Annotated in this window: 38 protein-coding genes; 8 read left to right on the top strand and 30 right to left on the bottom strand. The window is 56.7% G+C overall.

The annotated features are described in order from the left end of the window. Window positions 1-3 precede the first annotated feature (3 nt). The 19 genes from AAK988_RS03260 to AAK988_RS03170 form a co-directional block, all read right to left on the bottom strand. Window positions 4-582, bottom strand: a complete 579-nt coding sequence (locus AAK988_RS03260; protein ID WP_369872819.1) for a phage major tail protein, TP901-1 family — start codon at window positions 580-582, stop codon at window positions 4-6. A gap of 26 nt (window positions 583-608) precedes the next feature. Beyond that, entirely contained in the window at window positions 609-1,019 is a 411-nt protein-coding gene (locus AAK988_RS03255; RefSeq protein WP_369872818.1) for a DUF5072 family protein, read from the bottom strand. Next, a complete protein-coding gene (locus AAK988_RS03250; protein ID WP_369872816.1) occupies window positions 1,019-1,354 on the bottom strand; it encodes an HK97-gp10 family putative phage morphogenesis protein in 336 nt (111 codons plus the stop codon). The genes AAK988_RS03255 and AAK988_RS03250 overlap by 1 nt, the downstream gene beginning before the upstream one ends. Next, entirely contained in the window at window positions 1,344-1,658 is a 315-nt protein-coding gene (locus AAK988_RS03245) for a hypothetical protein (RefSeq protein WP_369872814.1), read from the bottom strand. The genes AAK988_RS03250 and AAK988_RS03245 overlap by 11 nt, the downstream gene beginning before the upstream one ends. A gap of 10 nt (window positions 1,659-1,668) precedes the next feature. Beyond that, on the bottom strand, window positions 1,669-2,013 hold the full coding sequence (locus tag AAK988_RS03240; RefSeq protein ID WP_369872812.1) for a hypothetical protein: 345 nt from the start codon (window positions 2,011-2,013) through the stop codon (window positions 1,669-1,671). Then, a complete protein-coding gene (locus AAK988_RS03235; RefSeq protein WP_369872811.1) occupies window positions 2,013-3,086 on the bottom strand; it encodes a major capsid protein in 1,074 nt (357 codons plus the stop codon). The genes AAK988_RS03240 and AAK988_RS03235 overlap by 1 nt, the downstream gene beginning before the upstream one ends. A gap of 20 nt (window positions 3,087-3,106) precedes the next feature. Continuing rightward, window positions 3,107-3,433 (bottom strand): hypothetical protein, encoded by a 327-nt coding sequence (locus AAK988_RS03230; protein WP_369872809.1) that lies wholly within the window; start codon window positions 3,431-3,433, stop codon window positions 3,107-3,109. Then, a complete protein-coding gene (locus tag AAK988_RS03225; RefSeq protein WP_369880410.1) occupies window positions 3,433-4,068 on the bottom strand; it encodes a DUF4355 domain-containing protein in 636 nt (211 codons plus the stop codon). Before AAK988_RS03225 ends, AAK988_RS03230 begins: the two co-directional genes overlap by 1 nt. 214 nt (window positions 4,069-4,282) lie before the next feature. After that, window positions 4,283-4,663 carry an eCIS core domain-containing protein gene (locus tag AAK988_RS03220; RefSeq protein WP_369872806.1) on the bottom strand — a complete coding sequence of 127 codons (381 nt, stop codon included), beginning with the start codon at window positions 4,661-4,663 and terminating at the stop codon, window positions 4,283-4,285. Continuing rightward, the gene (locus AAK988_RS03215; protein WP_369872804.1) at window positions 4,660-4,956 is read right to left on the bottom strand and encodes a hypothetical protein; all 297 of its coding nucleotides are present in this window, start codon (window positions 4,954-4,956) and stop codon (window positions 4,660-4,662) included. Before AAK988_RS03215 ends, AAK988_RS03220 begins: the two co-directional genes overlap by 4 nt. Window positions 4,957-5,018: 62 nt before the next feature. Then, window positions 5,019-5,168 (bottom strand): hypothetical protein, encoded by a 150-nt coding sequence (locus AAK988_RS03210; protein WP_276926560.1) that lies wholly within the window; start codon window positions 5,166-5,168, stop codon window positions 5,019-5,021. 29 nt (window positions 5,169-5,197) lie between these two features. Then, complete coding sequence (locus tag AAK988_RS03205) at window positions 5,198-6,751, bottom strand: minor capsid protein (protein ID WP_369872802.1); 1,554 nt, start codon at window positions 6,749-6,751, stop codon at window positions 5,198-5,200. Continuing rightward, window positions 6,744-7,235, bottom strand: a complete 492-nt coding sequence (locus AAK988_RS03200) for a Rho termination factor N-terminal domain-containing protein (RefSeq protein WP_369872801.1) — start codon at window positions 7,233-7,235, stop codon at window positions 6,744-6,746. The genes AAK988_RS03205 and AAK988_RS03200 overlap by 8 nt, the downstream gene beginning before the upstream one ends. A gap of 2 nt (window positions 7,236-7,237) precedes the next feature. Beyond that, window positions 7,238-8,776 (bottom strand): phage portal protein, encoded by a 1,539-nt coding sequence (locus AAK988_RS03195; RefSeq protein ID WP_369872800.1) that lies wholly within the window; start codon window positions 8,774-8,776, stop codon window positions 7,238-7,240. Between the two features lies 1 nt (window position 8,777). Then, on the bottom strand, window positions 8,778-10,061 hold the full coding sequence (locus tag AAK988_RS03190) for a hypothetical protein (RefSeq protein WP_369872799.1): 1,284 nt from the start codon (window positions 10,059-10,061) through the stop codon (window positions 8,778-8,780). Next, the gene (locus AAK988_RS03185) at window positions 10,054-10,452 is read right to left on the bottom strand and encodes a hypothetical protein (protein WP_369872798.1); all 399 of its coding nucleotides are present in this window, start codon (window positions 10,450-10,452) and stop codon (window positions 10,054-10,056) included. Before AAK988_RS03185 ends, AAK988_RS03190 begins: the two co-directional genes overlap by 8 nt. Before the next feature lie 250 nt (window positions 10,453-10,702). Further along, window positions 10,703-10,939, bottom strand: coding sequence for a phage terminase small subunit (locus tag AAK988_RS03180; protein ID WP_369872797.1), 237 nt, complete (start codon window positions 10,937-10,939; stop codon window positions 10,703-10,705). Between the two features lie 498 nt (window positions 10,940-11,437). After that, window positions 11,438-11,989, bottom strand: a complete 552-nt coding sequence (locus tag AAK988_RS03175; RefSeq protein ID WP_369872796.1) for a hypothetical protein — start codon at window positions 11,987-11,989, stop codon at window positions 11,438-11,440. Beyond that, window positions 11,979-12,695, bottom strand: a complete 717-nt coding sequence (locus AAK988_RS03170; protein WP_369872795.1) for an adenine nucleotide alpha hydrolase family protein — start codon at window positions 12,693-12,695, stop codon at window positions 11,979-11,981. Before AAK988_RS03170 ends, AAK988_RS03175 begins: the two co-directional genes overlap by 11 nt. 300 nt (window positions 12,696-12,995) lie before the next feature. On the opposite strand from AAK988_RS03170, the gene AAK988_RS03165 reads away from it, so the two are divergent. Then, on the top strand, window positions 12,996-13,490 hold the full coding sequence (locus AAK988_RS03165; protein ID WP_369872793.1) for a hypothetical protein: 495 nt from the start codon (window positions 12,996-12,998) through the stop codon (window positions 13,488-13,490). A gap of 61 nt (window positions 13,491-13,551) precedes the next feature. Then, the gene (locus AAK988_RS03160; protein ID WP_369872792.1) at window positions 13,552-13,776 is read left to right on the top strand and encodes a hypothetical protein; all 225 of its coding nucleotides are present in this window, start codon (window positions 13,552-13,554) and stop codon (window positions 13,774-13,776) included. A gap of 27 nt (window positions 13,777-13,803) precedes the next feature. Here AAK988_RS03160 and AAK988_RS03155 read toward each other — a convergent pair whose 3' ends face one another. Beyond that, window positions 13,804-14,037, bottom strand: coding sequence for a helix-turn-helix domain-containing protein (locus tag AAK988_RS03155; RefSeq protein ID WP_369872791.1), 234 nt, complete (start codon window positions 14,035-14,037; stop codon window positions 13,804-13,806). A 175-nt stretch (window positions 14,038-14,212) separates the two neighbouring features. On the opposite strand from AAK988_RS03155, the gene AAK988_RS03150 reads away from it, so the two are divergent. The 6 genes from AAK988_RS03150 (at window position 14,213) to AAK988_RS03125 (ending at window position 17,219) form a co-directional block, all read left to right on the top strand. Next, window positions 14,213-14,521, top strand: a complete 309-nt coding sequence (locus AAK988_RS03150) for a DUF2958 domain-containing protein (protein ID WP_369872790.1) — start codon at window positions 14,213-14,215, stop codon at window positions 14,519-14,521. A 16-nt stretch (window positions 14,522-14,537) separates the two neighbouring features. Continuing rightward, entirely contained in the window at window positions 14,538-15,215 is a 678-nt protein-coding gene (locus tag AAK988_RS03145; protein ID WP_369872789.1) for a DUF2786 domain-containing protein, read from the top strand. Between the two features lie 75 nt (window positions 15,216-15,290). Beyond that, the gene (locus AAK988_RS03140) at window positions 15,291-15,458 is read left to right on the top strand and encodes a hypothetical protein (protein WP_369872787.1); all 168 of its coding nucleotides are present in this window, start codon (window positions 15,291-15,293) and stop codon (window positions 15,456-15,458) included. Window positions 15,459-15,466: 8 nt separating this feature from the next. Then, window positions 15,467-16,096 (top strand): beta clamp domain-containing protein, encoded by a 630-nt coding sequence (locus AAK988_RS03135; protein WP_369872786.1) that lies wholly within the window; start codon window positions 15,467-15,469, stop codon window positions 16,094-16,096. A gap of 11 nt (window positions 16,097-16,107) precedes the next feature. Continuing rightward, a complete protein-coding gene (locus tag AAK988_RS03130; protein WP_369872785.1) occupies window positions 16,108-16,944 on the top strand; it encodes a hypothetical protein in 837 nt (278 codons plus the stop codon). After that, the gene (locus AAK988_RS03125) at window positions 16,941-17,219 is read left to right on the top strand and encodes a hypothetical protein (protein ID WP_369872784.1); all 279 of its coding nucleotides are present in this window, start codon (window positions 16,941-16,943) and stop codon (window positions 17,217-17,219) included. The genes AAK988_RS03130 and AAK988_RS03125 overlap by 4 nt, the downstream gene beginning before the upstream one ends. 40 nt (window positions 17,220-17,259) lie before the next feature. Here AAK988_RS03125 and AAK988_RS03120 read toward each other — a convergent pair whose 3' ends face one another. From AAK988_RS03120 to AAK988_RS03075, 10 genes are all read right to left on the bottom strand, one after another. Further along, window positions 17,260-18,021 (bottom strand): hypothetical protein, encoded by a 762-nt coding sequence (locus AAK988_RS03120; protein WP_369872783.1) that lies wholly within the window; start codon window positions 18,019-18,021, stop codon window positions 17,260-17,262. Further along, on the bottom strand, window positions 18,012-18,152 hold the full coding sequence (locus tag AAK988_RS03115; RefSeq protein WP_369872782.1) for a hypothetical protein: 141 nt from the start codon (window positions 18,150-18,152) through the stop codon (window positions 18,012-18,014). Before AAK988_RS03115 ends, AAK988_RS03120 begins: the two co-directional genes overlap by 10 nt. A gap of 159 nt (window positions 18,153-18,311) precedes the next feature. Continuing rightward, window positions 18,312-18,746, bottom strand: coding sequence for a hypothetical protein (locus AAK988_RS03110; protein ID WP_369872780.1), 435 nt, complete (start codon window positions 18,744-18,746; stop codon window positions 18,312-18,314). Beyond that, a complete protein-coding gene (locus AAK988_RS03105; protein ID WP_369880409.1) occupies window positions 18,743-18,982 on the bottom strand; it encodes a hypothetical protein in 240 nt (79 codons plus the stop codon). The genes AAK988_RS03110 and AAK988_RS03105 overlap by 4 nt, the downstream gene beginning before the upstream one ends. Next, entirely contained in the window at window positions 18,979-19,446 is a 468-nt protein-coding gene (locus tag AAK988_RS03100) for a hypothetical protein (RefSeq protein ID WP_369872778.1), read from the bottom strand. The genes AAK988_RS03105 and AAK988_RS03100 overlap by 4 nt, the downstream gene beginning before the upstream one ends. After that, window positions 19,443-19,991 carry a PDDEXK family nuclease gene (locus AAK988_RS03095; RefSeq protein WP_369872777.1) on the bottom strand — a complete coding sequence of 183 codons (549 nt, stop codon included), beginning with the start codon at window positions 19,989-19,991 and terminating at the stop codon, window positions 19,443-19,445. Before AAK988_RS03095 ends, AAK988_RS03100 begins: the two co-directional genes overlap by 4 nt. Before the next feature lie 126 nt (window positions 19,992-20,117). Then, the gene (locus tag AAK988_RS03090; protein WP_369872776.1) at window positions 20,118-20,591 is read right to left on the bottom strand and encodes a hypothetical protein; all 474 of its coding nucleotides are present in this window, start codon (window positions 20,589-20,591) and stop codon (window positions 20,118-20,120) included. Next, on the bottom strand, window positions 20,588-21,346 hold the full coding sequence (locus AAK988_RS03085) for an ATP-binding protein (protein WP_369872775.1): 759 nt from the start codon (window positions 21,344-21,346) through the stop codon (window positions 20,588-20,590). The genes AAK988_RS03090 and AAK988_RS03085 overlap by 4 nt, the downstream gene beginning before the upstream one ends. Further along, on the bottom strand, window positions 21,327-21,995 hold the full coding sequence (locus AAK988_RS03080) for a conserved phage C-terminal domain-containing protein (protein WP_369872774.1): 669 nt from the start codon (window positions 21,993-21,995) through the stop codon (window positions 21,327-21,329). The genes AAK988_RS03085 and AAK988_RS03080 overlap by 20 nt, the downstream gene beginning before the upstream one ends. A 44-nt stretch (window positions 21,996-22,039) precedes the next feature. Next, window positions 22,040-22,759, bottom strand: coding sequence for a pentapeptide repeat-containing protein (locus AAK988_RS03075; protein WP_369880408.1), 720 nt, complete (start codon window positions 22,757-22,759; stop codon window positions 22,040-22,042). Between the last annotated feature and the right edge of the window lie 4 nt (window positions 22,760-22,763).

Genomic DNA, 22,763 nt, shown 5'->3' with positions numbered 1-22,763 from the left:
GGTCTACTCGGCGGGAACGCTGAACGTCGCTGCCTTGATTTCATCCTCGGTGGCCGTCTCGTAGAGCCACGGCTTGCCGCTGCCCTCGAAGTCCATCGAGTAGGTTGCGTTGTCGTCATTGGGTGCCTCGAAGTTGTCAGAGGTGACGATTGCGATGCCCATGCGAAGGGGCTTGTAGGTGATGGTCTTGCCATCCTCCGAAACCGTGCGCTCGCAAATCTTCAAGCACAGGTATTCGTCGTTGGCGAGAGCCTTGGCGACAATCTTGGTTGCCTCGTCGTCGGGGCTGTAAAGGCCGTCAATGGATGCGTCCCAGGATTTGGAGCCATGGAACTTCAACGCCCAACCTCCGTTAGAGCCGTCCTTGGTTGCGGCTTCCGTGGTCTCGGAACTCATGTTGTAGGAAAGACCCTGCTGGCCCGCGATTGCGACCATCTTGGTGCCAGTCTGATTGGTCACCATCGCAACGATGGACTTGCCATTGAGAGCCTTGGCCGTTTCGATGTCGAAATCACAGCCATAGAGCTGGTCGTTGGCAGCAGGAGTCGTAGCGGGGGTACCCCCCTCGTTCTCGTTAGGCATTTTGCCCTCCTATTCTGTTTCAGTGGTTATTTGCAGCGGTAGCCGTAGCAAATGAAGAAGCGATACGCGAGAACCGCGTGGCCTTCTCCAGATTCATCCCTCTTCAAGGTCTGGAGACCTTCGTACTCCTGCCTGTAGAGCTTGAACGGCTCGGGGAGCGGCAAATCGGTTGACAGTGCTTCCTCCAACGTCTGAACAAGATTCAGAACTGGGGCGTTCGAGTGGGGCTGTACCGCCTCGGATATGCAATGCACCCACACCTCGTAGGTGTCTATGTACATCGTCTTGGTGTTCTGTGGCTGCGTGCGCACTAACTGGACGCTGTAGAGCGGCGACGGCTTGTTATCTGGGTCGTCGTAGCACTTGACGCCAGTACGCTCCTCGATGAAGCCGATAAGCGAGCCGAGGAATTGCGCGATGCTTAGTCTCCTGTACATCAAAACCTCCTTAGCTCTCTTCGTAGGTCTTCCTCGAAGATTGGACGCTGCGTGTCCACGTTCTTCTTCAAGAAGTGCTGACCCTGGACATAGCCACCGCCCCTGGTGCGGTGCCCGTACTCAACATGGGGCGCATAGTCCTTCGTGTACCCAACGATGTCCCCCGTCTGGGTCAGGGAAATGCGAAGCTCGCCAGTATCGACTGGAGTGCCGCCGCTCTTCCCCCTGTTGTAGATTTGCGTCATGTTCTTTAGGACGACCGCTTCAAAGCGCAGATGCGAAAGACGGTCTAGCTCCTTAGCCAGACCGTCAACGTCGATAATCTCAAAGGCCATCTTTGCACCTCTTAACCCTCACGGCTGTAGGCGTTGCCTCCTGGGTCATGTTCTCGACCTCGTAGAGGACGCCCCGAACCTTGATGGCGACGACATCTTGAAGAAGCTCTGGCCTGGATTTGGTCAGAAACGTCCGTTGAACCATGTCGAACTGGTTGCCGTCGGTAGCGTCGTGGGTAGGTGCGTAAAGCGCAGTTCTGACAAGGATTGATTCGCCAGTATCTTGCAGCTCGAACACGGGATTGCGCGTCTCGTCGATTCCAACCTGTACGCGCTTGTAGGTGAGTGCCCTGTACCAACGCATTGTCCTCACCTCACTTGAAGAACTTAATGCCGCTGCGGTTCATGGTTCGCTTCAAGGACGCAAGCTCTTCGGAATACTCCTTCAAGATGTCGTCGATGAACGAGTTGGACATGGAACCTCCATCCGACGCCGATTCCGACGTGCTGCCCTCGAAGCCTCGCAGCCTTAGAGCCTTCATGGCCGCATCGACCACGATGGAGCCAGCCGTATCTGGCAGCTCCGCCGTGGTCTCCATGCGGATGGTGATTCGGTCGATGACCGTTTGCAGCATTTCGCCGATTACGTCATCGCTGGGCACATCCTCATCTTCGAGGTAGCGCAGCTTGACGCGCCCGACGAGAGCCGAAGGCTTCATTAGCCCTCGGTAGTGTTGGCTGCATCGACATCGCCGCCGACAGTGGCGATGATGTGACCGTAGACGTTCGGGAGAACGGGAACGAACAGGCCAGAAGCCTTCGTCCAGGTGGCGACGGGGTCAGGCGTGTCCCAGGTGGTGCAGGTGACGAACTGCTGCTCGCGCTTGGTGTCGAACGCGCCGCCCTGCTCCAGCTCTTCGGGGGTGACGCCCCACAGACCGATGCCAAGGGTTCCGTCGGTGCCCGCAGCAGTCATCACGAACTTATCCTCGGGGAAGAAGCGGTTCTGATTGACCTTAACCTTGCCGTCAACGGTCTCCATGGTGCCGTACTTCTCGTCGTTGGTCGTGATGCGCAGGCCACCGAACTGGGAGCCGAAAAGGGCGTTGATTTCATCGAGCGTGGGCAGGATGCCGACACCGCTGGTGCCCTTGATGGCCTTCTGGATGCCAGCGTTGCCCATGATGTTCGTAAGAACAGCCTCGGACGTGATGGCAATAGTAGGGGCCATGCCCTTTGCGATGGCGATGAGACGCCACTTGCGGATGTCGCCAAGGATGTCGGCGGCGGGGTCGCTCCAGTCGGAGGACACGTAGTTCTCCGCAGGAACGTCGTAGTCAACGGAAAGATTCAGACCATTCTCCGTGATGATGTACTTGCCCTTGGAGATTGCATCCATCTTGGCAAGCTCTGCGCGGGTGACAACACGCTCCGACATACGGGCCACATCATCGAAGATGTAGCGGCGCAGGGCGTCGTTCTCCATGCCCATGCCACGGGTGAGACGGGCGACGCTCTCAGAGAGGTTGATCTTCTCCTTGATAAGAAGCTCCTCGATGCTCACCTTTTCGAACGGCACGCGGCTACCGATATACGCCTCGGTATCGAGAGCATGAACCTTGGCGATCATCGGCAGGTTGCCGTTCTCGCAGACGCGAGTGTACTCCTGCTCGATGTACTGCGTCTTCTGGTCGGGGAAGAGGCGGCTACCCATGTAGCTGCGCTGCACGCCGAAATGCTGGGAGAATTCCAGGAGCTGCTTGTTGTCGATGAGATTGGAAAGCGTAGGCATTGTGATGTTCCTCCTTTTGATTAAACGAGACGGACGCCGATTGCGCCAAGCTCGGTGGCCTTGGCCTGCGCCGCGCTCGCCAGCTTGTCCTTCTTCAGACGGCCCTCGACGACGACCGCGATGGGGTAAGCGGGGTAGTCGGTCATGTCGTAGTCCGTGAAGACAACGCCGATGTCGCTGGCGTCTTCGGGATTGGTGTAGAGGCTTCCAGCCTTGATGACCTTGCGGCCATCGTCGCCGGTGGTTGCCATAGCCTGCGTGGCCTGTCGGGTCTTCACGACCAGGCCGACCGCAGAATCAAGGATGTTCTCGCTCTCGCCGTATTCGGCTACTTTGTTGAAAGGCATTATTCCTTCCCTCCGTTCTTTGACTTGGTGTACTGCTCCGCGAAGGACGCACCGAACGATTTCTGGCCAGGGGCCTTGGCGGCATCGGGAATGTCGCGCTTCAGCTCCTTTTGAACCGCGTCGTTGACCGCCTTCGGCCAGAGTTCCTTCAGCTCGTCGATGGCCGTGCTGGTCTTCTCCGCTTCAGGGCTCACGAACATAGCTAGCAGCTTGTCGCCGAGGACGATGCCAGCAGACGCAAGCTCATTGCGAGCGATTGCGGTCTGCTCGGACAGATCGATCTGGCTTTGTTTCTCCTTAAGCTCCTTTTTGAGCTTATCCGCCTCATATTCGGCTCTTTGAAGTGCGGTCATGCTCTTCAGCTTCTCGGCCTCGGTCTGCTTGGTTTCGGCCTCGTTCGCGATTTGCTGGCGAATCTCACGCTCCATCTTTGCCCGCTCGCGGGCAAGACGCTTTTCCACAATGGCGTCAACCTCGGCGTCGGTCTTACCATCCTTGGCTCCGCCCTTGTCATTTCCGTCGTTGGAGCCAGCGTCACCATCGCTGTTGTCCTTCTTCGCCGCGTCTTCTGCCGCCTTCTTCGCGGCCTCTGCCGCCTCTGCGGCCTCCTGCTGCTTCTTCTGCTCTTCGTCCATCGGGCTTCCTTCCTTTCCATAAGGTTTAACCGTGGCTCATGCCTGCACGTCCGTAGCTTTTTACGGGTTCCACGCCTGCCCGAACCATGTGCTTTTTACGAGCTCCATGCCTGCTCGACCGTGGCTTTTAACGTCATCAACGCTCGGACGGCCCTGAACCAGGGCATGAAAAAAGCCACCCGCAGGTGACTTGGTTCCAAACGCCTCTTAGCCGTCAGCTAAGATTTTTCGCAATCCGCCTCTTCTTCCACTCGAAATGAGACAGGCATAGTTCTTGAGTTACGGCCTGAACGGTGTAGGCGTAGAACTCATCGCTGGGAAACTCCTCGCCTATTGCGCGGAAGTAGCCCTGCGCCACATGGGTTGCCTCATGGGCAAGAAGGCCTATGTCCTCTGTGGCGTCATGATGCAGGGCATTCTTGTTCATGTAGACAATGAACGTCGCATCGCCTTCCTTATAGAAGGTCGTGGCATCGGCGTCGGTGGCCTCGTCGTTCATGCCTAGATGGCGAAGTGCCCTGCGAAGCTTCTTCTTGCTGTGGACAAGGCGGACGTAAAGACTCGGCAACCGCTCGTAGACGTCGATGAACTTCATTTGAACACCTCCTCAAGCGTGAGCGTTTCCCTCTTGCACAAGATGATGTCCTCCAAGTCGTTGAGGCTCATCCACCCGTGATAGCGGAACTCCTCAACACCGTCCTTCTCGACGACGATAAGGGGTATCTTGTCGATGGTCTGGCGGGCGTTGATCTCGGCGATCTTTCCGTCGTATCCGCTGTGAACCTCGACGTTCTCTGGATATAGTTCCTTCAACGGCTCTATTGACTCCATCCGCAGGCGCGTACAGGACGTGCAGCCAGCGCGTCCGATGTAGACGATGTTTCTCATTAGCTCCTCCAAAAAGAAAAGGCATCCTGCAGGATGCCTTCGCAGATGCGTTGTTGCGATGCCTAGTAGTAAGCGGCCAGGGTGCTTTCAGCGTTCATGGCGAGCCGCTGCGCCCTCTCCTGGTCGGGCATCGTGACTATCTCCTCGTAGCTGTTGTCGATAAGCTCCAACGCTTCGGGGTAGTCGGCGTAGCTCTTCTTGAGCCTGTCCATTATGTCCCTTGCTGTTTCCATTGCACCCCCTATTTTAGCAGGTTGTCCCTATATTTCCAGGCCTCATCGTAATCGAATGTGGGAAGGGAATCCAGCTCGGCCTGCGTGGACTGGTGGTACGTCTTGGAGGCGATCTTGCGGATGACTTCATCGATAGAATCGCTTGTCTTCTTCAAAAAGTACACGTCTGGCTGCTCCAGCAGAAGCAGAGGGTCGTCAACGTACTCGGCATTGAAGGGGACACGGGCAACGACCTCGTAGCCGCATTTCTCGTAGCTGTTCACGAGGAACTTTCCGTAGCAGTCCATCTTCACACCGCCGCGTTCACGAGCCATCAGAATCAGGTCGGTTACGGCCCCCCTGTACTTGCTCTTGTCGTTCTTGAAAACGCAGGTGATGTCCGCGTCCTCCTTGACTGCGACGCCCACCATCATGTCGTCCGACAGGTAGGTGTCCCAATCGGCCATTTCGGAGGCCGCGTGCCAATCGACCGAGCCGCCGTTCTTGTTGTTCCTCTTAGCGGTGGCGAGAGCATCCTCGAACACGCTCTTGTCGCGCTCCAGGTGCAGTTTAAGGTTGACCACGCCCGCATCGTCCTTGGCCTTCCTGTAGGGGTCTCGGATAGATGCCCTGTCGCCGCCGCGCTGTTCAACATAACGGTCAATCCACGCCTCCCAGTCTCCGACCTCTACCGTGTAGGAGCATCGGCACCATGGGTGCATGGGCGGGAAGTTGATGCCAGGTGCGCGGTCTTCGAACCTCGCGGGATTCAAATGCTGCTCGGCTTGCAAGTCCTTGCATATCTGGCAGGCGCGGGAGTCGGCGCAGGATAGCGCGTAGTAATCGAAATCGGTCTGGTGCACCTGCGCCTGCGCCTCGTTGAACAGGAACGTGCCCTCGGTGTAGATGAGCCGCCTGATGTCGTTGCTCGCGACAGAAGCGAACCTCTCCCCCATGGACTTGGCAACCTTGTCGTATGAGACGCCGCGAGCTACGAGCTGCGCGAAGTCGTCATTGAGGTACGCCGCAAGCTTCTCGCGGTTGTCCCAGATGGTCTGGCTGAACGCTTTCCCCTTGGCCCAGGCCGCTCCCACAGTATCGGTCACCACGGTGGCGTCGATTCCGTAGAAGTTTGAGCCGAAGCCAAGCTCCTCGGCGGCAAGATTCGCCGCCCTCTGCGCCTGCTTCCTGAAATGGGCGTCAAGCTCGCTCTGCTCTATCGCCCCTATCTCCAACTGCTGCAATCTGATCGAGGTCTGGATGCCCTCCAGCTCGTTGAGCTTGTAGATGCTCTCGCGCACGGGCATCAGGTGGGCATACTGCGGATATTTCTCAGCGAACTCGTCCATGCGCTCGATGAGCATCGCTTTGTCCTTATCGGACAGGCTCACCATGAGCTTTCGGTACTCGATTACGTTCTTCTCGCCGTACTCCTGGTAATAGGCCGCTATCTCGCGCTCCAGTTGGACAACCTGGTTCTCGTAGAGCTTGGACAGCTTGGCCTGCAACGCGGCCTCGTCGCTCTCCATCTGCCCAAGAAGCTCAGCGCGACGCGCCGCCCAGTAGTCGGCGTCCCTAGTCATTTGCCCCTGCCAGGATGGCGGCAACGAGTGCATTCTTGTTCATGCCAGCCTTGACATTGATGCCGCTGTTCTTCGCAAGGTCATATAGCTGCGGGTTTGTCATCTTGTAAAGCTCGTCGGACTCGTCAGCGGGCGGCTCGGCAGTCTGGTTGTCGTCGTTACCGTCTTCGACATCGGTGTTTCCGTCGTTCGCCGTGTCGTTGTCGGCGTTCTCGTCGGAACCCCCCGTTTTGGTATTCTCTGAACCCCCCGTTTCAGCCGTGGCGTTGTCGTCGTCGGCTTCGGACTCGTCAGCGGGCGGCTCGGCGGTGATGGTCAGGAAGCGGGCATCTGCATAGCCGTCATCCAGCTTGCACCAGCCGCGCTCGATGACATCAACGGGAACGGTCTTACCGTCGGCAAGCTTGTCGATGACGGCACCGCCAGGTGCCTCTCGGATGTTTAGCGTCTTCCCTGGCGCAGTTGCGTTGTAGGTGGCGAACATAGTTATTCTCCTTCATCCTTGTCGTTCAGGTACCTGATGGCGTCATCTTCATCGACGCCGATGCGCTTCATCATTTCGATGGCGTTGTTTCGGGTCAGCTGCCCCCTCTTCCTCTGGCTGAGGATTGAGGTGATCTCGTACATAGTCGGCTCGCGCTTCTTCTCCGTACGGTTGGTCGGCAGACCGTCGGTCACCACCTGGACGCGGGCCTCCTTTTCCGCGTTCTTGCGCTCGATCTCGCTCTTGGCGTCATCGACGCAGGAAAGCACTGAAAGCTGCGTCTCCTCGGACACGATGCCCGAGAGGCGACTGGCAACGTCCGCCTCTGACGCGAGGTCTTCTGGCATATTGCGGTGCATGACGATCTCAACGCGCTCCCAGTCGTCGCCAGTGAAGGGCTTGTCTGGGTAGTTGGCGAGCAGCTTCAAACGCTCCTGGATGCCGTAGACGAACTTGCGCTCCTTGTTGCGGGCCAGATTGCTCATAGGCATCAGCCGCATCTTCAGGGCCGTGCCAGACGCCGTGCTGAACGACTCGTCCGTGATGTCGGGCACCATGGCCATCTTGAAGATGAGCATTTCCAGACGGTTGATAAGGTTCTCCTGCTCGCCGTCGGCGTCGGGCTTCGGCATGAAGTACGCCTTGGTGGGAACCTCGCCGTTGTTGTTGTAGAGGTTGATGAGCTTGTATTCCTTCAAATCCTTCTTGAAGTCGTCTGGCAGCTCCATTCCCTCGATGACCATGTAGGCATCGCTGAAATACTCCACGTCGTTGGCCTTCTCCGAAAGCACTCGGTTGTATGCCTCGATGAGGTTGAGCACGCCCTCATACAGGCCGCGCTTCTCGATGTTCTGCATGAAGCAGACGGCGGGCACCGCATGGAAGTAATGCTCGTCGATGTCAACGAACTCCATTGCTCCGCTCTTGTCATCGAACTTGATGACGTACTGAGAGTCCGAATAGCTCCCCACTATGCGCCCCTCCTCGTCGTAGCTGTAGCGCACGAAGAAGAGCGGACGCTTCAACACCGAATCGTCGTAGACCATGAACGATGTCAGGGGCGACACCGCGACGCTGCGGGGCTTGCCCTCGTCGTCCTGGTAGAACATTTCATAGGAGTATCCGAACTTGGACGCCATCTTGGACAGCTCCGCGTCCGTGTCCTCCTGGTGGTTTCGGCGGTAGTAGGTCTTCAAGTACTCGGCCTTCTGGGCATCGCCGCTTTCGCCGTCGATCTTGATGTCAACGGGGATGCCGATGAAGTAGCCCTCGAATGTCTCTGTGATGTCGTAGGCCATGTCTGCCGCAAGGCGGTTGTCGGGCTTGTAGTCCGGCTTCTTGTCGCGACCGAAAATCTCATAGTGCGTCTTGTATGCAGCGGCAAGGTATTGGAGTCGCGGAAGGTGCTTGTCCTTATGCTCGTCGATAAGCTCCTGCAACAGCTTCTCGGTCAGCTCAGTGCCCACGGGCACCACGAAATCGTCCGTGACGGGCTCATCGCCCATCTGATCGTAGTAGAAGGAATGGAACTCGTGGCTCATGCTAAACCCCCTCTCTGAATCCCTTGATGCTCGGTTGGTTGCTGTACTGCCGCAGCGCTGAGGCCAGGGAGTCGGCCATGTCGTCGTGCGCGGCGTTCTCGTTGTAGTCAAGAATTTCGTTGACGGCATCCGCATCGAGCGGGTAGGCGTCGGAGTCCAGGAATCGAATGTCCGCCCATCGCGGGCGAAGCTCCGTGGTAACCTTCATGTACTTGTTTGTGTCCTCGGTGTAGCCCCTCGCAGGGTGGCCCCTCTTGATGATGGCCTTGCGCAGATAGCCCTTGTCGGCGTTCTTCTCGCTGTAGATGGTTCCGATGCGAAGCTCCTTGCAGAGCTTCAGGATTTCGTCCAGGCAGTCGTCAACGTGCCTCCCAGGCCATAGCCTCACGAAGGCGTACCAGGTGCCGTCACGGAAGGCCAGGGCGGTGAATGCCGTGCCGTCCGCGCCTCCATAGGCGGCGTCGATGTGTCCGATGCCGTCATGGAGAAGCTTCGGGTCGTTGAAGTAGCGGGGCTCCTTGAACATTGCCTCCTCGTCGGCGATGTGCTTCAACTTGTAGTTGGCGGCGAAGAGCGAAACGCTCATGGATGCCTCGATGGCCGCAAGCTCATCTCGCGTGATGAGCCCCGTGCTGTAGCAGTCGTACCGCACGATGTTGGGCATCAGTTGGAACGCATCGTCCTTGTGCCAGGGAGTGCCAGTGTTGAAGATGCGCCCGCCTCTGTTTCGGATGTTCTGCAACTCCTGGTAGATGAGCTTGATTCGGTTCCGCTCGGCAGCGGAAACGCGGTCTTTGACGTTGATGATGTCGTCGGTGAAGATGCGGTCGGCGTGCTTGCCCGTCAGGGAGCCGCCGCAGCCAAGGCCCAGGAGCTGGCTCGCCCCAGACACGCCCTGGCGAAGGTTGGTGGAGACCTCGCTTTGCGTAGACCTCTCCATCACAAGCTCCACCCCGTAGAGCTGCTGCACAATCGACTGGAAGTACGCGGAGTTGAGGACTGACACCGTTGCCGAAAGAACCTCCGCAACATCCGTGTCGGTCTTTCGCAGGAAGATGATGCGCTCCCATGGGAACAGCACCAGGATGAACGCGAAGGCGATTGACAGGCACGTGGTCTTGAACGAGCCTCGATGCGCTTGCAGCGTTCGGTCTCCCTCTCCGAAGACCATATCCTTAATCCATTCGTTGTGGAGTTCGGTCAGCTTGTCGTATCCGATCGATACCGCTATGTCCTTGGGGCAGTCGTAGATGAAGTCGATGAGGTCTTGACGCTCATCAGCCATTGCCCTTCTTCTTTGCGGCCGCAATCATCTCCTTGATGTCCTCTGTGGCCGCTGCCACGTCCCCGCTGACCTCAACCTTCTCGGCTGGCTTCTCCCCAGCGGTGTCGCGCAGGAAGGTGAGGGCGGCTACATCGCCCTTCTTGGCCTTCTTCGCAATAGCGAGCACGGAAAGCTCGCCGATGGTCAGGTTCACATCGGGGTAGTCCTCGAATGTGATGCCCTCCAAATCCGTGACCTCTCCAGGCTCCACGGGCATATCCAGGACGATTTTCGCGATCTCCTGCATCTGCTTGCGCTCCTTGCGCTTCTTGGCCGACGCCTGCCCGCCCTTTTTGCCCCGCTCTCGTGCTTCTTTCGCGGTTGGCGTCTTCAAGTTCTTCTCGTTCGCCACGCTCTCACACCTCCCTTCGGAATCGGATGTCATTGGGGTTCACCTTGTTCATGAAGCACTCCATAAGGCCGTCCAGGCGTTCCCTCTCGCAGGCGACCGCTTCTCTCGGTCTCCTGATCAGATGAAGCACCCCCAGGGCCTTGCAGAAGGCTCGGCCCACGCTTCTATGGGAGTGCCTGAGTGCGATCTGCACCATTTCTTCGCGCGTGACCATGCGCCCTCCTATAGAAAGAGCTGCGTTGCCGCAGCCCTAGTCGTCGTATACGAGACCCATCTGGGTCTCCCTCGTACGAAGCTCGCCCAGCCAGTGGAAGTCGAAGCTGCCCCATACGAGCGAGTGGACAATCGCCGTATCGAACATGTACTGCCATTGGCGGTCGTCCCAGTGGTCTGTGACTCGGGAGGAACGCCAGGTCTCGAACCACCGTCTGGTGGCGGGGCAGAAGTCGAACTCCGATGGAAGGTCTGGCTTCTCTTTCTTGGCCATCGCTCCTCCCTTCTGTCGTCTCACCTCTGGCTAGGAGCCAGATCGACGGCCCGCGCCGAAAGCAGCGCGGACTCGCCCAGCGGCACCGCGAACGGCACCTGCGACCCGACGGGCCGCGCCTGCGATACGCTCACGCATGGCGTCCTCCTTCCTATCGAACATTTGTCCTTATATACGAAAACGCCCCCGAAAGGACGCTTTCTGTGAATTGGTATGTGGCTCAGGCTATTCGGCGGCACGCATGAAACGCAAGTGTCCTCTCATCACCACCGCCTTTCACCCAGCTTCTCGCCACGCTCGCATTCGAGCCATCCGACGAAGTACGCGCCGCCATTTCGCGGGGTCTTACTCTTCCACCTTGGTGCCGCACCGACCGTGCAGCGGCCATCCCACAGCTTGCAGTTACGGCGGCAGAAGTTGCGCCTCGACTGCGCCATCGCCCTTAGCATCGCTCCTCCTCGTAATGCGGACACATCTCGAAGCATTCTTTGCAGAACATCATGCAAGCTCCTTCAGCCATGCGCTCGCGTCGATGTACTTGTCCCCGTGCTTGCGCAGGTTCATGTCGTCAAGGTACTTCTCGGACTCGGCCCTGTTCGGGTACACCACGCATATCCATATGTCGCTGTCCGTGGCCTCGTTGCAGGGGTCTGGACGCTTGACTGACATCATGGCGGCTTTGAGTGCCATGGCCTCGTCAATGCAGGTCTGCTCCAGGCTCTGGGAGTAATCGACGCCAGCCAGGGGGTCGGGTGTCTTGGCCATGGACTTCGGATGCCTGGCGAATCCCCGCTTCCTGACGTCTGGAACGAAGCCCCTTGTCGCCTCCCTTAGCTCGTCGCCCGTAATGAAGCGGCGGCGAGGGAGGCCCGTCTTAGCGAGGAAGGCGTCTCGGTCTTCCTCAGTCTTGAAGCAGAGGCACGACCATATCTCGGAGTCAACGGCGTCCTTGTAACGCGCCTCCTCCTGCTTGATGCGCTTCGCCATTTCCTTGTCGTCGAGGCTGGAGCCCGCGCCCTTCTTCTTTTTCTTCTCGAAGCTAAAAGCCATCGGGGTCTGCCCCCTTCCGTATAAGGTCGGTCTCCATGAGCGGGAACCACTGGCGCAACCTCTCGTAGTCATCGGGGAGGTGCTTGCGCATGGGCTCGGTGAATCGGCAGTCTATGCCGTCGAAGGAGCGTCCGAATATCTCATAGTCTATCGGGAGCTTGATGCCCGCTCCGTCTATGGCGTCCATGACCTCCTGCTTGAGCCAGTCGGCTATGGGGCTCACCTTGCGGCTGTGCGGCTTCATGACGCCGTGCTGGACAAATGAGCTGCGGCGGTTGAGGGAGTCGGCCGCTCTAACGCCGTCCGCCTTCCAGGTCTCGCGAGGAAGGCCAAGCTCATCGGTTATCAAATCCCATGTCTGGGGGTAGTCTGGCGTGGGGAGGTGCGCCGCCTCGATGACACGCAACCGCTCTGGAGGCTGGTCTACGCATGAGTTTATGAGGCGGTAGAACGACGGGTTGGGGTAACGGTGGATGCGCGTCTCGAAGACCTCCTCGAAGTACGCAAGCTCGTCGTCGATGAACTGCAAGTCCGGGACTAGCCAGAAGTACACGGGAACGACCTCTATGCCGTACTCGCGCATGGCTATCCATGTGGCTATCGAGTCCTTGCCGCACGAGAAGCCTAGGGCCACGGGCTCGTGTAAGTCGGCAAGGGTCTGCAAAACCTCTTGGCTTGTTGGCTGTCCTTTTATGACTGTCGGCATCGGCAAACCTCCTAGGAAGATGGTAGCAGGTTCATGGGAGATTGTAAATATATATATTTACCTATTCGGCAAAATAAAAGCCCTCTTCGGGCCTGAATTGCTTTCTTACACTATAGCAGATTTCTTTTTACATTTTGTTACCTTCCCGAAAAAGTTGCATATATGTAGTAAATGTGAAGATTTACCTATGTACACTTATACATTTACATACTATGTTAATGTATACATGTACCGAAAAGCGGTACAGATCGAACTTTGACAACACCATACGGAAAGCGAAAGCCAAGGAAAGGACACATCATGTCTACTAGCTTTGTCACATCTGATTACACGGTTCTTGCGATTGTTGAGGGAATGCGGAAGTACGGCCTCATTTCCAAGAGCAAGCGGGAGTCAAAGGATATGGCCGATGCCCTGCGAGTGGTCAACGAGTTCATGGCCACCAAGCGATACGACAGGAACAGCGAGACGGGAAAATGGGCCCTCTACATGAACCACGAGGAGGTGACGGCCATCCCGAGGGCCTTCAGCGATGCGGAGGTGTTGCAGGCTTGCGACTGCTGGCTTTACCAAGTGGACACGGGAGAGGCCATGAGCCTCGATTTCATCACCCTGGTGTCTGCCGTCAAGAAGCTCAAAGATGATCTTGTGGAGGCGAACAAGCAGGCAAGCACCTTGAAAGTGAAATGCTATTTCGGCGAGTATCGCTACTTCTTCCTCAACGAGGAGACAGGCGAATTCGTTGACTCCCGCAAGGCAGGTTGGGACTTGTCAGAAATGCCGAAAGCAGCGTAATCAGAAATGGGGCTGTATCAAAAGTAATTTTGGTGCAGCCCCTTAGAACAAGGAGCGAGAGATGGACGAGTTTCTTAACGCGCAGGAAGATTCGACGAAACTTAAAGCGTGGCAGTACTTCGACAATCTTGACCATGCCCACCTGACGTTCGTCATGTATATGCTTCTCCATAGCCTCATGGACGACGGAACCAACCTAGCGCAGGCTAGCGGTAAAGCTTTGAACATGACATCGAAGTCGATCAGAGAAGCCAGCGAAGCATTGAGAGAAGAATTGACGCACTAGAAATAGCCCTCGGAAACGGGGGCTATTTTACTTCCCGTCGTCATTTCTGGGAACTATCTCTATCATGTCATCCTTGGATTTCAGGATTAGCTTATAACCCATGAATTCGGCCATTCTGGCAAGCGTGTCAACACGAACATCGGATTTCGTCCTGAACATATTGCTGATGGATTGGCGCGTGCGCCCAAGATGCTCTGCAAGAGCATTCTGACTTTCGCCCGATTCGTTGAGCATCTTCTGTATCGCGTCTAAAACGTCCATACCCTCATTGTACCTCAATGTAAATGTAAACATATGTAGTAAATGTGAAGATTTACCTATGTACACTTATACATTTACATATTATGTTAATGTATACATGTACCGAAAAGCGGTACAGATCGAACTTTGAAAACAGAAGAGGAACAGCACAGAGCCTATATAGGAGGGTTTCACGATGCAAAAGCTAGTGACCAAAGAGCTAGAGCGGAAGACTCCGAAACTCTACGAAACGGACGGCCAGGGAAAGCAGGCAATGGCACAGGCCCGATATTTCAGCCTTATAGGAGGCCTTACGGGGTGGGAATGGTATATGACCGAATACGACCCCGAGACCAAACAGGCCTTCGGCCTTGTCAAAGGTTGCTGCTCCGAGCTTGGCTATTTCAGCCTCGAAGAGTTCGAGCAGATGAACAGACGGGCAGGTATCCAGATCATCGAGCGTGACATCTATTTCGAGCCTTGCGAACTGTCCAAAGTTGCATAGAGATAGGAGACCAGAAATGAGCAACCGCGAGCAAATCATCGAGCGCATCAAGAAGCTGCTCTCCCATTCGGTGGAGAACGGGGCGACGGAGGCGGAGGCAGTGGCCTTCGCCCTCAAGGCCCAGAAGCTCATCGCCGAGAACGACGTTGAGGATTGGGAGCTTGGCGAGGAATGCAAGCAGGAGGTCATAGAGGCCACGACCGAGAAGAGCTATTCGCGGGCATGGCGGGGCTTCCTAGCCGCGACGGTAGCCGAGAACTTCCGATGCAAAGCAATCCAGCGGCAACGCTTCACAGAAACGAGCAGCAGGCGCAAGACCTTTATCACATTCATCGGCTACGAATGCGACGCCAAGGCGGCGTTGATGGTATTCGAGCACCTTTACGCCGTCGGCAACAAACTCGGTAAGGAGCACGAGAACCGTTACTACACAGACAAGGACGCCTACGAGAACTTCGTTCGGGGCTTCACGCAGGGCGTCGAGGACGAGTTGGCAAAACAATGCCAAGCCCTTATGCTCGTCTGTCCCAAGGATGTCGATGACTACTACAACAACATGAGCCTGAAACAGCCTCGTCGCCAGCGGGCGATCTTTGGCAGCGAGCACAGCCGAGAGGCGGGAAGAGCGGCAGGGCGCGACGCCGTAAGGTCGCGCAGGGTCGAGGGAGGCAAGCCAGCCTACCAACTGGCCTAGCAAAACCAGAGGTTACATCAATGACGAAACGGGGGGTTATCTGACGATAGCCCCCATATTTATGAGGAATGAACCATGACAGTACGCGAATACATCAACAGCAACCCCGACGTGACCATAGCGAAGGTGAAGGAACTCGGCAAGGGCGATGTCACCGTCGATGAGGCGTTGGATAAGCACATCATCATGTCGAGCCACAACAGCCCCGAAGACAGCTCCATCGTCGAGCTGAACGTTTGCTAGGAGGAGCCATGAGAGCAACTATCAACCCCAAGGCTGTAAGAGCCATCGCCCCCTGGGCTAGCAAGAATTCCCCCAGGCGCATCATCACAGCCATCAAGATCGAACTCATCCCAGGCGCGTACCGCCTCGTTGCGACCGACGCCTATGGGCTTGCCGTCATCGAGGGCAAAAGACAGGGAAACGGCGAGGCATCGCTTACCGTCGATGCCAGCGCGCTCGCAGACCAGCTGAAGGAATCGGACGATTATCTGATCATCGACACGGAGACCATGATGGCTTACGCTGGCAAGCGCAACCATGCAGAATCCACGGAATACCTTGAGCAGAGCAAGGAATACCACAGGGCGATCATAAAGTTGCGCGACGTTGAGGGAAGCTTCCCGGAATGGCAAAAGCTCATCCCCGACGAGCACGAGCCAACGACCACCGAGGCCGTCGCCGTGAACCCCAAGTATCTGAAAAAGGCCTGCAAACTGGTCAGCACCATAGCGGGGAAGCAAGCGTATACCATGCGCATATGCCTGCAAAGCCCCACGAAGCCAGCCCTATTCTGGTGCGACATCAAGCACCTGCAAACACTGGCGCGGATGGTCGTCATGCCCATCCGCGAAAACGACTCCATCCCGACTTACTGCTAGGAGGCCCCTCTATGGAAAAGACGTACTATCCACTGAGCGAAGAGCGGGCCCGAACGGCCTGGAACATGAACCACATGGGCGCGTTCCGCAGCGACGCATCGGACTACCAGGGCGAGGTCGATGAGGCATGGAGCATCGCAGATGAAGCGGCGAAGCGAAATCCAGAGAGGGCAGAGGAGGCCTATAAGCTGGCCGACCGCTACGCAAGGAAACTGGCCGAGTGGTACAACAAGAAGTATCGCATCGACTCCATGTGCCCGAGCATCCTCATTTCTGGTGGCGGAAACTTCCCCGTGGCCAAGAAGAGAAAGCAGAACCAGGCGTGGGACAGCCACTACAAGGAGATCGAGAAGATCGAAACGCTCAAAGAGCGCATACGCAAGATCGGCACCTCGGCAGAGACCATCAAGAGCGACGACGACAACGCCATCGAGAAGCTACGCGCCAAGCTTGATACATTGACCAAGAGGCAGGAGGCCATGAAGGCGGAGAACGCCAAGGCTCGCAAGGAGGGGCGTCGGGCACCGTTCGCGCCATATTCCCTCTCCAACAACAACCAGAACATCCGCTCCGTCAAGAAGCGAATCGATCAGCTTGAGGCCCAGAAGAGCAGGGAGACGACCAAACGCCAGGTAGAGTTCATGGGCGAGTCCGTGATGGTGATTGAGAACGTCGAGCTGATGCGGCTACAGCTCATGTTCGACGGCAAGCCAGACGATGACATCAGAGCCGTCTTGAAGAGGAACGGGTTCCGATGGTCACCGAAGAACGGCACTTGGCAACGCCAGCTCACACCGAATGCCCTCTCTGCCCTGCGATGGATGATCAAGAGCCAGGAGGCTGCATGATGGCAACGCTCAAAGACCTGCAAGCCTCGGGGGTATACTTCTATGGAGGACTAGAAATCGTAGCCCCGAACGGCGAAACCCTGTACCGCAAGGAAACGTACGATTTCGACAGCCCTTCATTCGTCCTTGCCTACCTGATGGGGAAGCCGGTGAAGACCATCTGCGCATCGCACGAGGACGGAAAAGATGCCTTCTTCCGAGTGTTCCTCTCGGATGAGGTTATGAGAGACGACGATTTCATACAGTTGTTCAGGAGCCTCGGAAAGGCCCTATAGACCTGCAAGGAAAAGACCCCGCTTTGCGCGGGGTCTTTCTTCACTTTCTCAACGCCTCTGGCAAGCTGTCCCTCACCCTCGTGGCAGTTTTTATCAGATCATCGAGACTCGATGGAAGCCAATTAAGTCTGGCCTCGTCGAACGCCTTGAATCGCTCGATTCCCCTTTCGATGGAATCAGCACCCCACAAGTTGCACCCTTCTAAAAGCTTCCGATACGCTTTCAGCTCCTCGAAGTTGCTCTCTGCCTCGCGGAGCAGATAATCGGCGTGTCTCTTCTGCTTCTCGATTCCCTCCTGTATGCCCTTCTGTCGTTCGCTGTGGAGCATCTTTTCCGTCGGGGACTGGCAGGACAGCGCACGCGCCAAGCAGGCGAAGAACGGGCGGCTTATTCCAGGGCTTCCGATGTCATGCAGGCTGCAAGGCTTCCTGACCGTCCTAAGCGTCCATTCCCCATCTTTGAACTTGGCAGCATATATGCCCCAGTGCTTCGGGATAAGGTCTTTGTCTATGATGTCGCTCGGAGCCGCGAGGCTGTAGTAGTCAAGATCATCGAAGAAGGTGTTGTGCTTGGACGAGTCCTGAAGCTCTCGCCTCAAATCCGCTTTGCTCACCTTTATCTCGATGCCCTCAAGGCTGTAGCCATTCGAGCGAAAAACGTCAACGACGACCATATCAAGCCGACGATGCTGATACCCCGTCCTGTCGCCAACCTCCTCGGCAAGCGCATACCTCCTCGTGTCGCTGAACTTGTCGCGGAGAAGGGTGCGCATGATGGCCGCATCGCATTTCTCTACGCCCATGTCCAGCACCTCGCGATCACGTTCAGGAGGAAGCTGCACAGGGCGGCGGAGAGCAGGACAATGACAGCGACCACTGCGATGTAGAGAATCACTGCAATGAGCGCGGTGAAGAAGCTCCTCGCCTTCTGCATTACCGCACCTCCTTCGCGAATGGGCAAACGTCCTTTCGGCACGACGCGCAAGGGTCGCACTCGGCACAGGGGTAGCAATCTCGAACCTGCTTCAACTCCTTATCGTAGTGGCAATAGACCATCATGTTGCCGTTGCTGCAAATTTGGCTCTTCTTGCGCTTATTCTTCGCCATGTTCGAACTCCTTTTTCTCGTCTCTGGCGTCAAGCCAGGTATCAACATTTCCGTAGCAGGCAAGCTTCCGCGCGATGAGTTGTGCATCATGAACGCCGATTCCTGCGGGAATCAGACAGGAGAGGGCCCGAAGGGTCTCCTCTTCCTCGCCTGGGCGCGAGATATGCGCCATTTCGACGGCACCTCTCAAGGCGTCCTCAAGGCCCATGATCTCAATAGGCGATACGGCAACCTTGGATGCGATGGCGCTATAGGCGTTGCAGCCCTTCTTGGCGCAGACTCCCGAATGCTCGCAGTCCATGACCAAGTTCACGTATTTCTCTTCGCCATGGTCGTTCGTCTTGATGTCATGCTCGATGGTAACCGCAGCGTCCTTGCAGGGAGGGCACTCGTCGATCAAGTTGGTAACGTTTATCTTCATTCGTAGAACCTCTCACAATCTATCTCCTTGGGAGTGTCGTCCAGACTCACGAACTCTCCCCAAACTCGGCAATAGCCGATCAGCTCAGGGTTCTTGAACCTGTCATCTGGAACATCGCAGTTTCCGCAGTCCTCACAGGTCTTGTCGGCAATAAAAGCCTTGTAGGCCTGCTCCTGGCGTTCGCAGTGCCAGTCCCATTCGGCAGCAGGGTCGCATCGAATCTCGTAGTCGCTCATAGACATGGCTCGACCTCCTTTGCAAGAAGCGCGAAAGCTATCTCAAGGCCCCGCTTCAAATGCTCGTAGACGGTCTTCTTAGTGCATTGCATATCGTCCTCGTCGGCGACCTCCTTCACGGAAATGCGGTCTATGTAGATATGTCGAAGCACTTTGCCAGCCTGCTGATCGATGCGCTGAACATCGCTGATGAAGTCCTCTATTTCTTTGAACTGGGCTGCATAGACGTCGGACAGGCTCCTGATGTCGTCAACGGACTCTTCAATGCGCACAAGCGCATTGCACATCTTGTCGCCCTGGCTACCGCTTAGGCCCATGCCCTCGATGGAGCCAGTGATTGAACTTCGCGCCGATTCGGCCCGCTCCAGCGCGATGAGGCTTGAGGAGAGGCGGCTGTCAACCATGTCGAACGATGAGAGGAAGCGATGCGCAACCTTCTGCTCGCGTGTCATCTTCATCCTCATCTGAACCACCTCCCTTCGAACGCATAGGCCCCTTTCTTGTAGGCAAGCTCGACGCCCATTTCCTCGAACGCCTTGATGGGCATGGACTTTCGGCCAGAATCGGCCTTATAGCGCATCCACTCGCCGATAGGCAACAGGAACATACGGTGGGGCTTGTGATAGCCCTCCTTGTCGTAGAACTCCACGGCCAAGAATCCATGCGACCGCTCGCCTATGTCGTCGAACTCAACGAGCGATACCTCCTGATGTTCCTTGACGCTGCGAAACTGTAACGATTCCCCGCACGTCGCTTTGCACTCGATCAGATACGCGTCGGTGCCCGTCACCACCAGAAAATCAGCCTCGCTCTCGTTTCCCATCAAGCGGTTTCCGCACATATACACGTTGTCTGGGATGCGCAGCACGTAGGCATGGGGTTCGAAAGAATCCATGAACTTCTGCTCGAAGCGTTTCCCAGGGTTCATCTTTCTACCACCTCCCAACTTTCCGTTTCCCGCACCGCGTGCAAACAAAGACGGTTTCGATTTCAACATGGTTGCCAGCATTCAAGACGCTCTCCCCGACCTTCACGTATTCGTGATCGTCGCCGCACAGCTTCGCTCGCAGCAATTCGATGGTCTGATTTGCGGCTTCGAGGCGAGCCGTTAATTCTGCCGTTAATTCTCTCTTCCTCATATCCTGTTCACCTCGATGTGCTTTCCCGTCTTCCTGTCATGGATGCGCCAGAACCCGAAAGCGTAGAGCATCGGGCTGTGCGGCTTGAATCTCCGGAGTATTTCGCCTCTCCACCAAGCCTCCGCATCGGCGTCGGTGTGCCATACCCATTCGGGGACGAACCTGGCTCCGCCGTGGAAGTCGTTGTGGCATCCAGTCGTCCCGCTTCCGCATAGGGCGAACAGCGACGGCCTTAGCTCGAAGACGCCGTTGGGAGTCCTCAACGTGAATTCATGGCCCTTCGACAGCGGGGGGACGTGATGAACGCTCTGGACGACCTTTCCGCAGACGAGGCACGCGGAATCGCCGTCCCTCTTGTGAGACTTGATCGATTTGCCCTCGTAGTGCGCACCGATATGAGGCTTTCCGTAAAGATCAGCGACATCGAGGGAGAGGCCGCGCAGTTGGGAGGCGGGGGGCGTGAAGCTCATGACAGCCTCCTGTCCTCGCCAGTCAGCTTGATAAGCTCGCACATTTCGCAGATGCGCGAGACCATTGCCTCGGCCGTGTCGTGGTCTCCGTGCTTGCCCATGCGCTCGACCAACGCGCTCTTCTCGTAGTTGGTCGTGATGATGGTAGGAAGCATTTTGTCGTAGCGGGCGTTGATGACCGCGAAGAGGCGCGACAGAACCCAATCGCTCGGCGGCTCCTTTCCCATGTCGTCGATAATCAGGATGGGCACATTAGCGAGCCTTGCGAGAACATCCGCCTCGCTCTCCGACGAGCCGTAGGTTGCCTGGAGCATCATGGTGATGTCGATGCCAGTGAGCATCCTCACGCGCTTGCGCCTCCAGATCAGCTTTCGGGCTATCGCGCTCGCAAGGTGCGTTTTGCCCGTTCCGAACTCTCCGCATATGTAGAGGGACTTCCCTTCGAGAACCTTCTGCGTGTTCTCTGGCTCAAGCTCGTGGGCGGCCTTCTCGTAACGCTTCTTCACGCCAGCTCGCTCCAGACGCCTGTAGAAATCCTCTCGCTCCTCCTCCCTGCGACTCGCCTCCTCGGCTCTCTCGATCTCCTGGCGGTGCCTCACCGAATCCGCGCACTGGCAATCAAGGTAGAAGCCGAACGGCTTGCCTTTTCTGCCATCGTCCCTTCCTTTAGCCACAAAGGGCTTTGGAAGCTCTTTGAACTCAAGGGGCCTGCCGCAGAATTCGCAGACATGGGCGTTATCCGTCGTACTTGGCATAGTTGCTCACCGCCTTTCCCTTCTTCTTCGCGGCCTCCAGATAGCCCTCGAATTTAGAGGCGGAGAAGAGGGTGCTGGGCCGAAGGTACTCGCTCATTTCGGGGTTGTTCTTCCAGGCGGATACCCTCGCGTCGATGACGGCCCTGAAGTCTTCGAGCGTGTAGCCCTCGCGCCATCTGCCGTTGATTAGTGATTGCGTCGCCTTGGCAGAGGCCTTGAATCCCGTGCCAGCTTTCTCGTTCAGGTAGGCGATAATGGCATCGTATGGCGGCTTGCCCGCCCCATTACCTTTAGGACTAGGTTTAGGTTTAGGACTAAGACTAGGACTAAGATTAGGACTATATAGGGCGGGGTTTCCGTCTCGCGCATTAGGATTAGAAACCCCCTGTTCAGATTCGTCGAAACCACCTGTTTCCGTAGTGTCGGAACCATTCGTTTCGTCGAATATCGTAGTCTGGGAAACTTGCTGTTTCCTAGGTCTCCCACCTGTGTTCTGGGTACGCGATTTCACAGAGTTGTCGATGTCGCCCCTGATGCTGGCGAAGAACGTACTTAGAGGATATGGAAGGTCAGGCTCGATGCCGCGTGCGCCATAGTCGATGACGGCCAAAGCGAACGCGGCACGCTGCTCCAAATCCTCAATGGTCACGTATATCTCCGTGAACTGCGTGAACCATGTAAATGGAGTGAACATTACCAAGCCACCGCCTCTTCACGCGTAATGAAGAAGTGGATGCCAGGAGCGCACTCATCCCAACGGTCTTCATCGAACGGCTCCGTGGGCTCAACGGTCACGCCGTTGCTGTATGTAAAGCTATTGTCGTGTCCAGAGAAAACGCGCTGTGCGCCATCAATTGGACTCCCTTCAAGGTCGGTGATTTCGACCACGCGAGCCTTAGAGGCGCGGCACTTGCGCCCAGACGCGTTGCTGCGCTTGGCATCGGCAGGAATCTCCAGCTCGACGATGCAGGGCTCACCGCAATCACCGTAATAGGCCTTCTTGAAGCCGATAAACGCTCCCTTTTGAGGACACACGCAAGTCTGGGCGAAGACCAGACTTGCGTTAAGGGCACCCTCCAGATTGGCACCCCACAGATTGGCACCCCACAGATTGGCACCCCACAGATTGGCATCCCGCAGATTGGCACCCTCCAGATTGGCAACCCACAGATTGGCACCCCGCAGATTGGCACCCTCCAGATTGGCACCCTCCAGATTGGCACCCCACAGATTGGCACCCCGCAGATTGGCACCCCGCAGATTGGCATCCCGCAGATTGGCACCCTCCAGATTGGCACCCCACAGATTGGCACCCCGCAGATTGGCACGTTCGCCACCTGGCTCGTCGTAGAGCCACTTGCGGTGAAGGTCTAGTATGGTCTCGATTTGCTGCTTATCCATGGGTTCGCTCATTCGG

This window comes from Adlercreutzia muris, from assembly GCF_041223505.1.
Classification (GTDB): Bacteria; Actinomycetota; Coriobacteriia; order Coriobacteriales; family Eggerthellaceae; genus Adlercreutzia; species Adlercreutzia muris.
The sequence above is the reverse complement of the archived record's forward strand: the minus strand, read 5'-3'. Positions and strand labels throughout refer to the sequence as shown.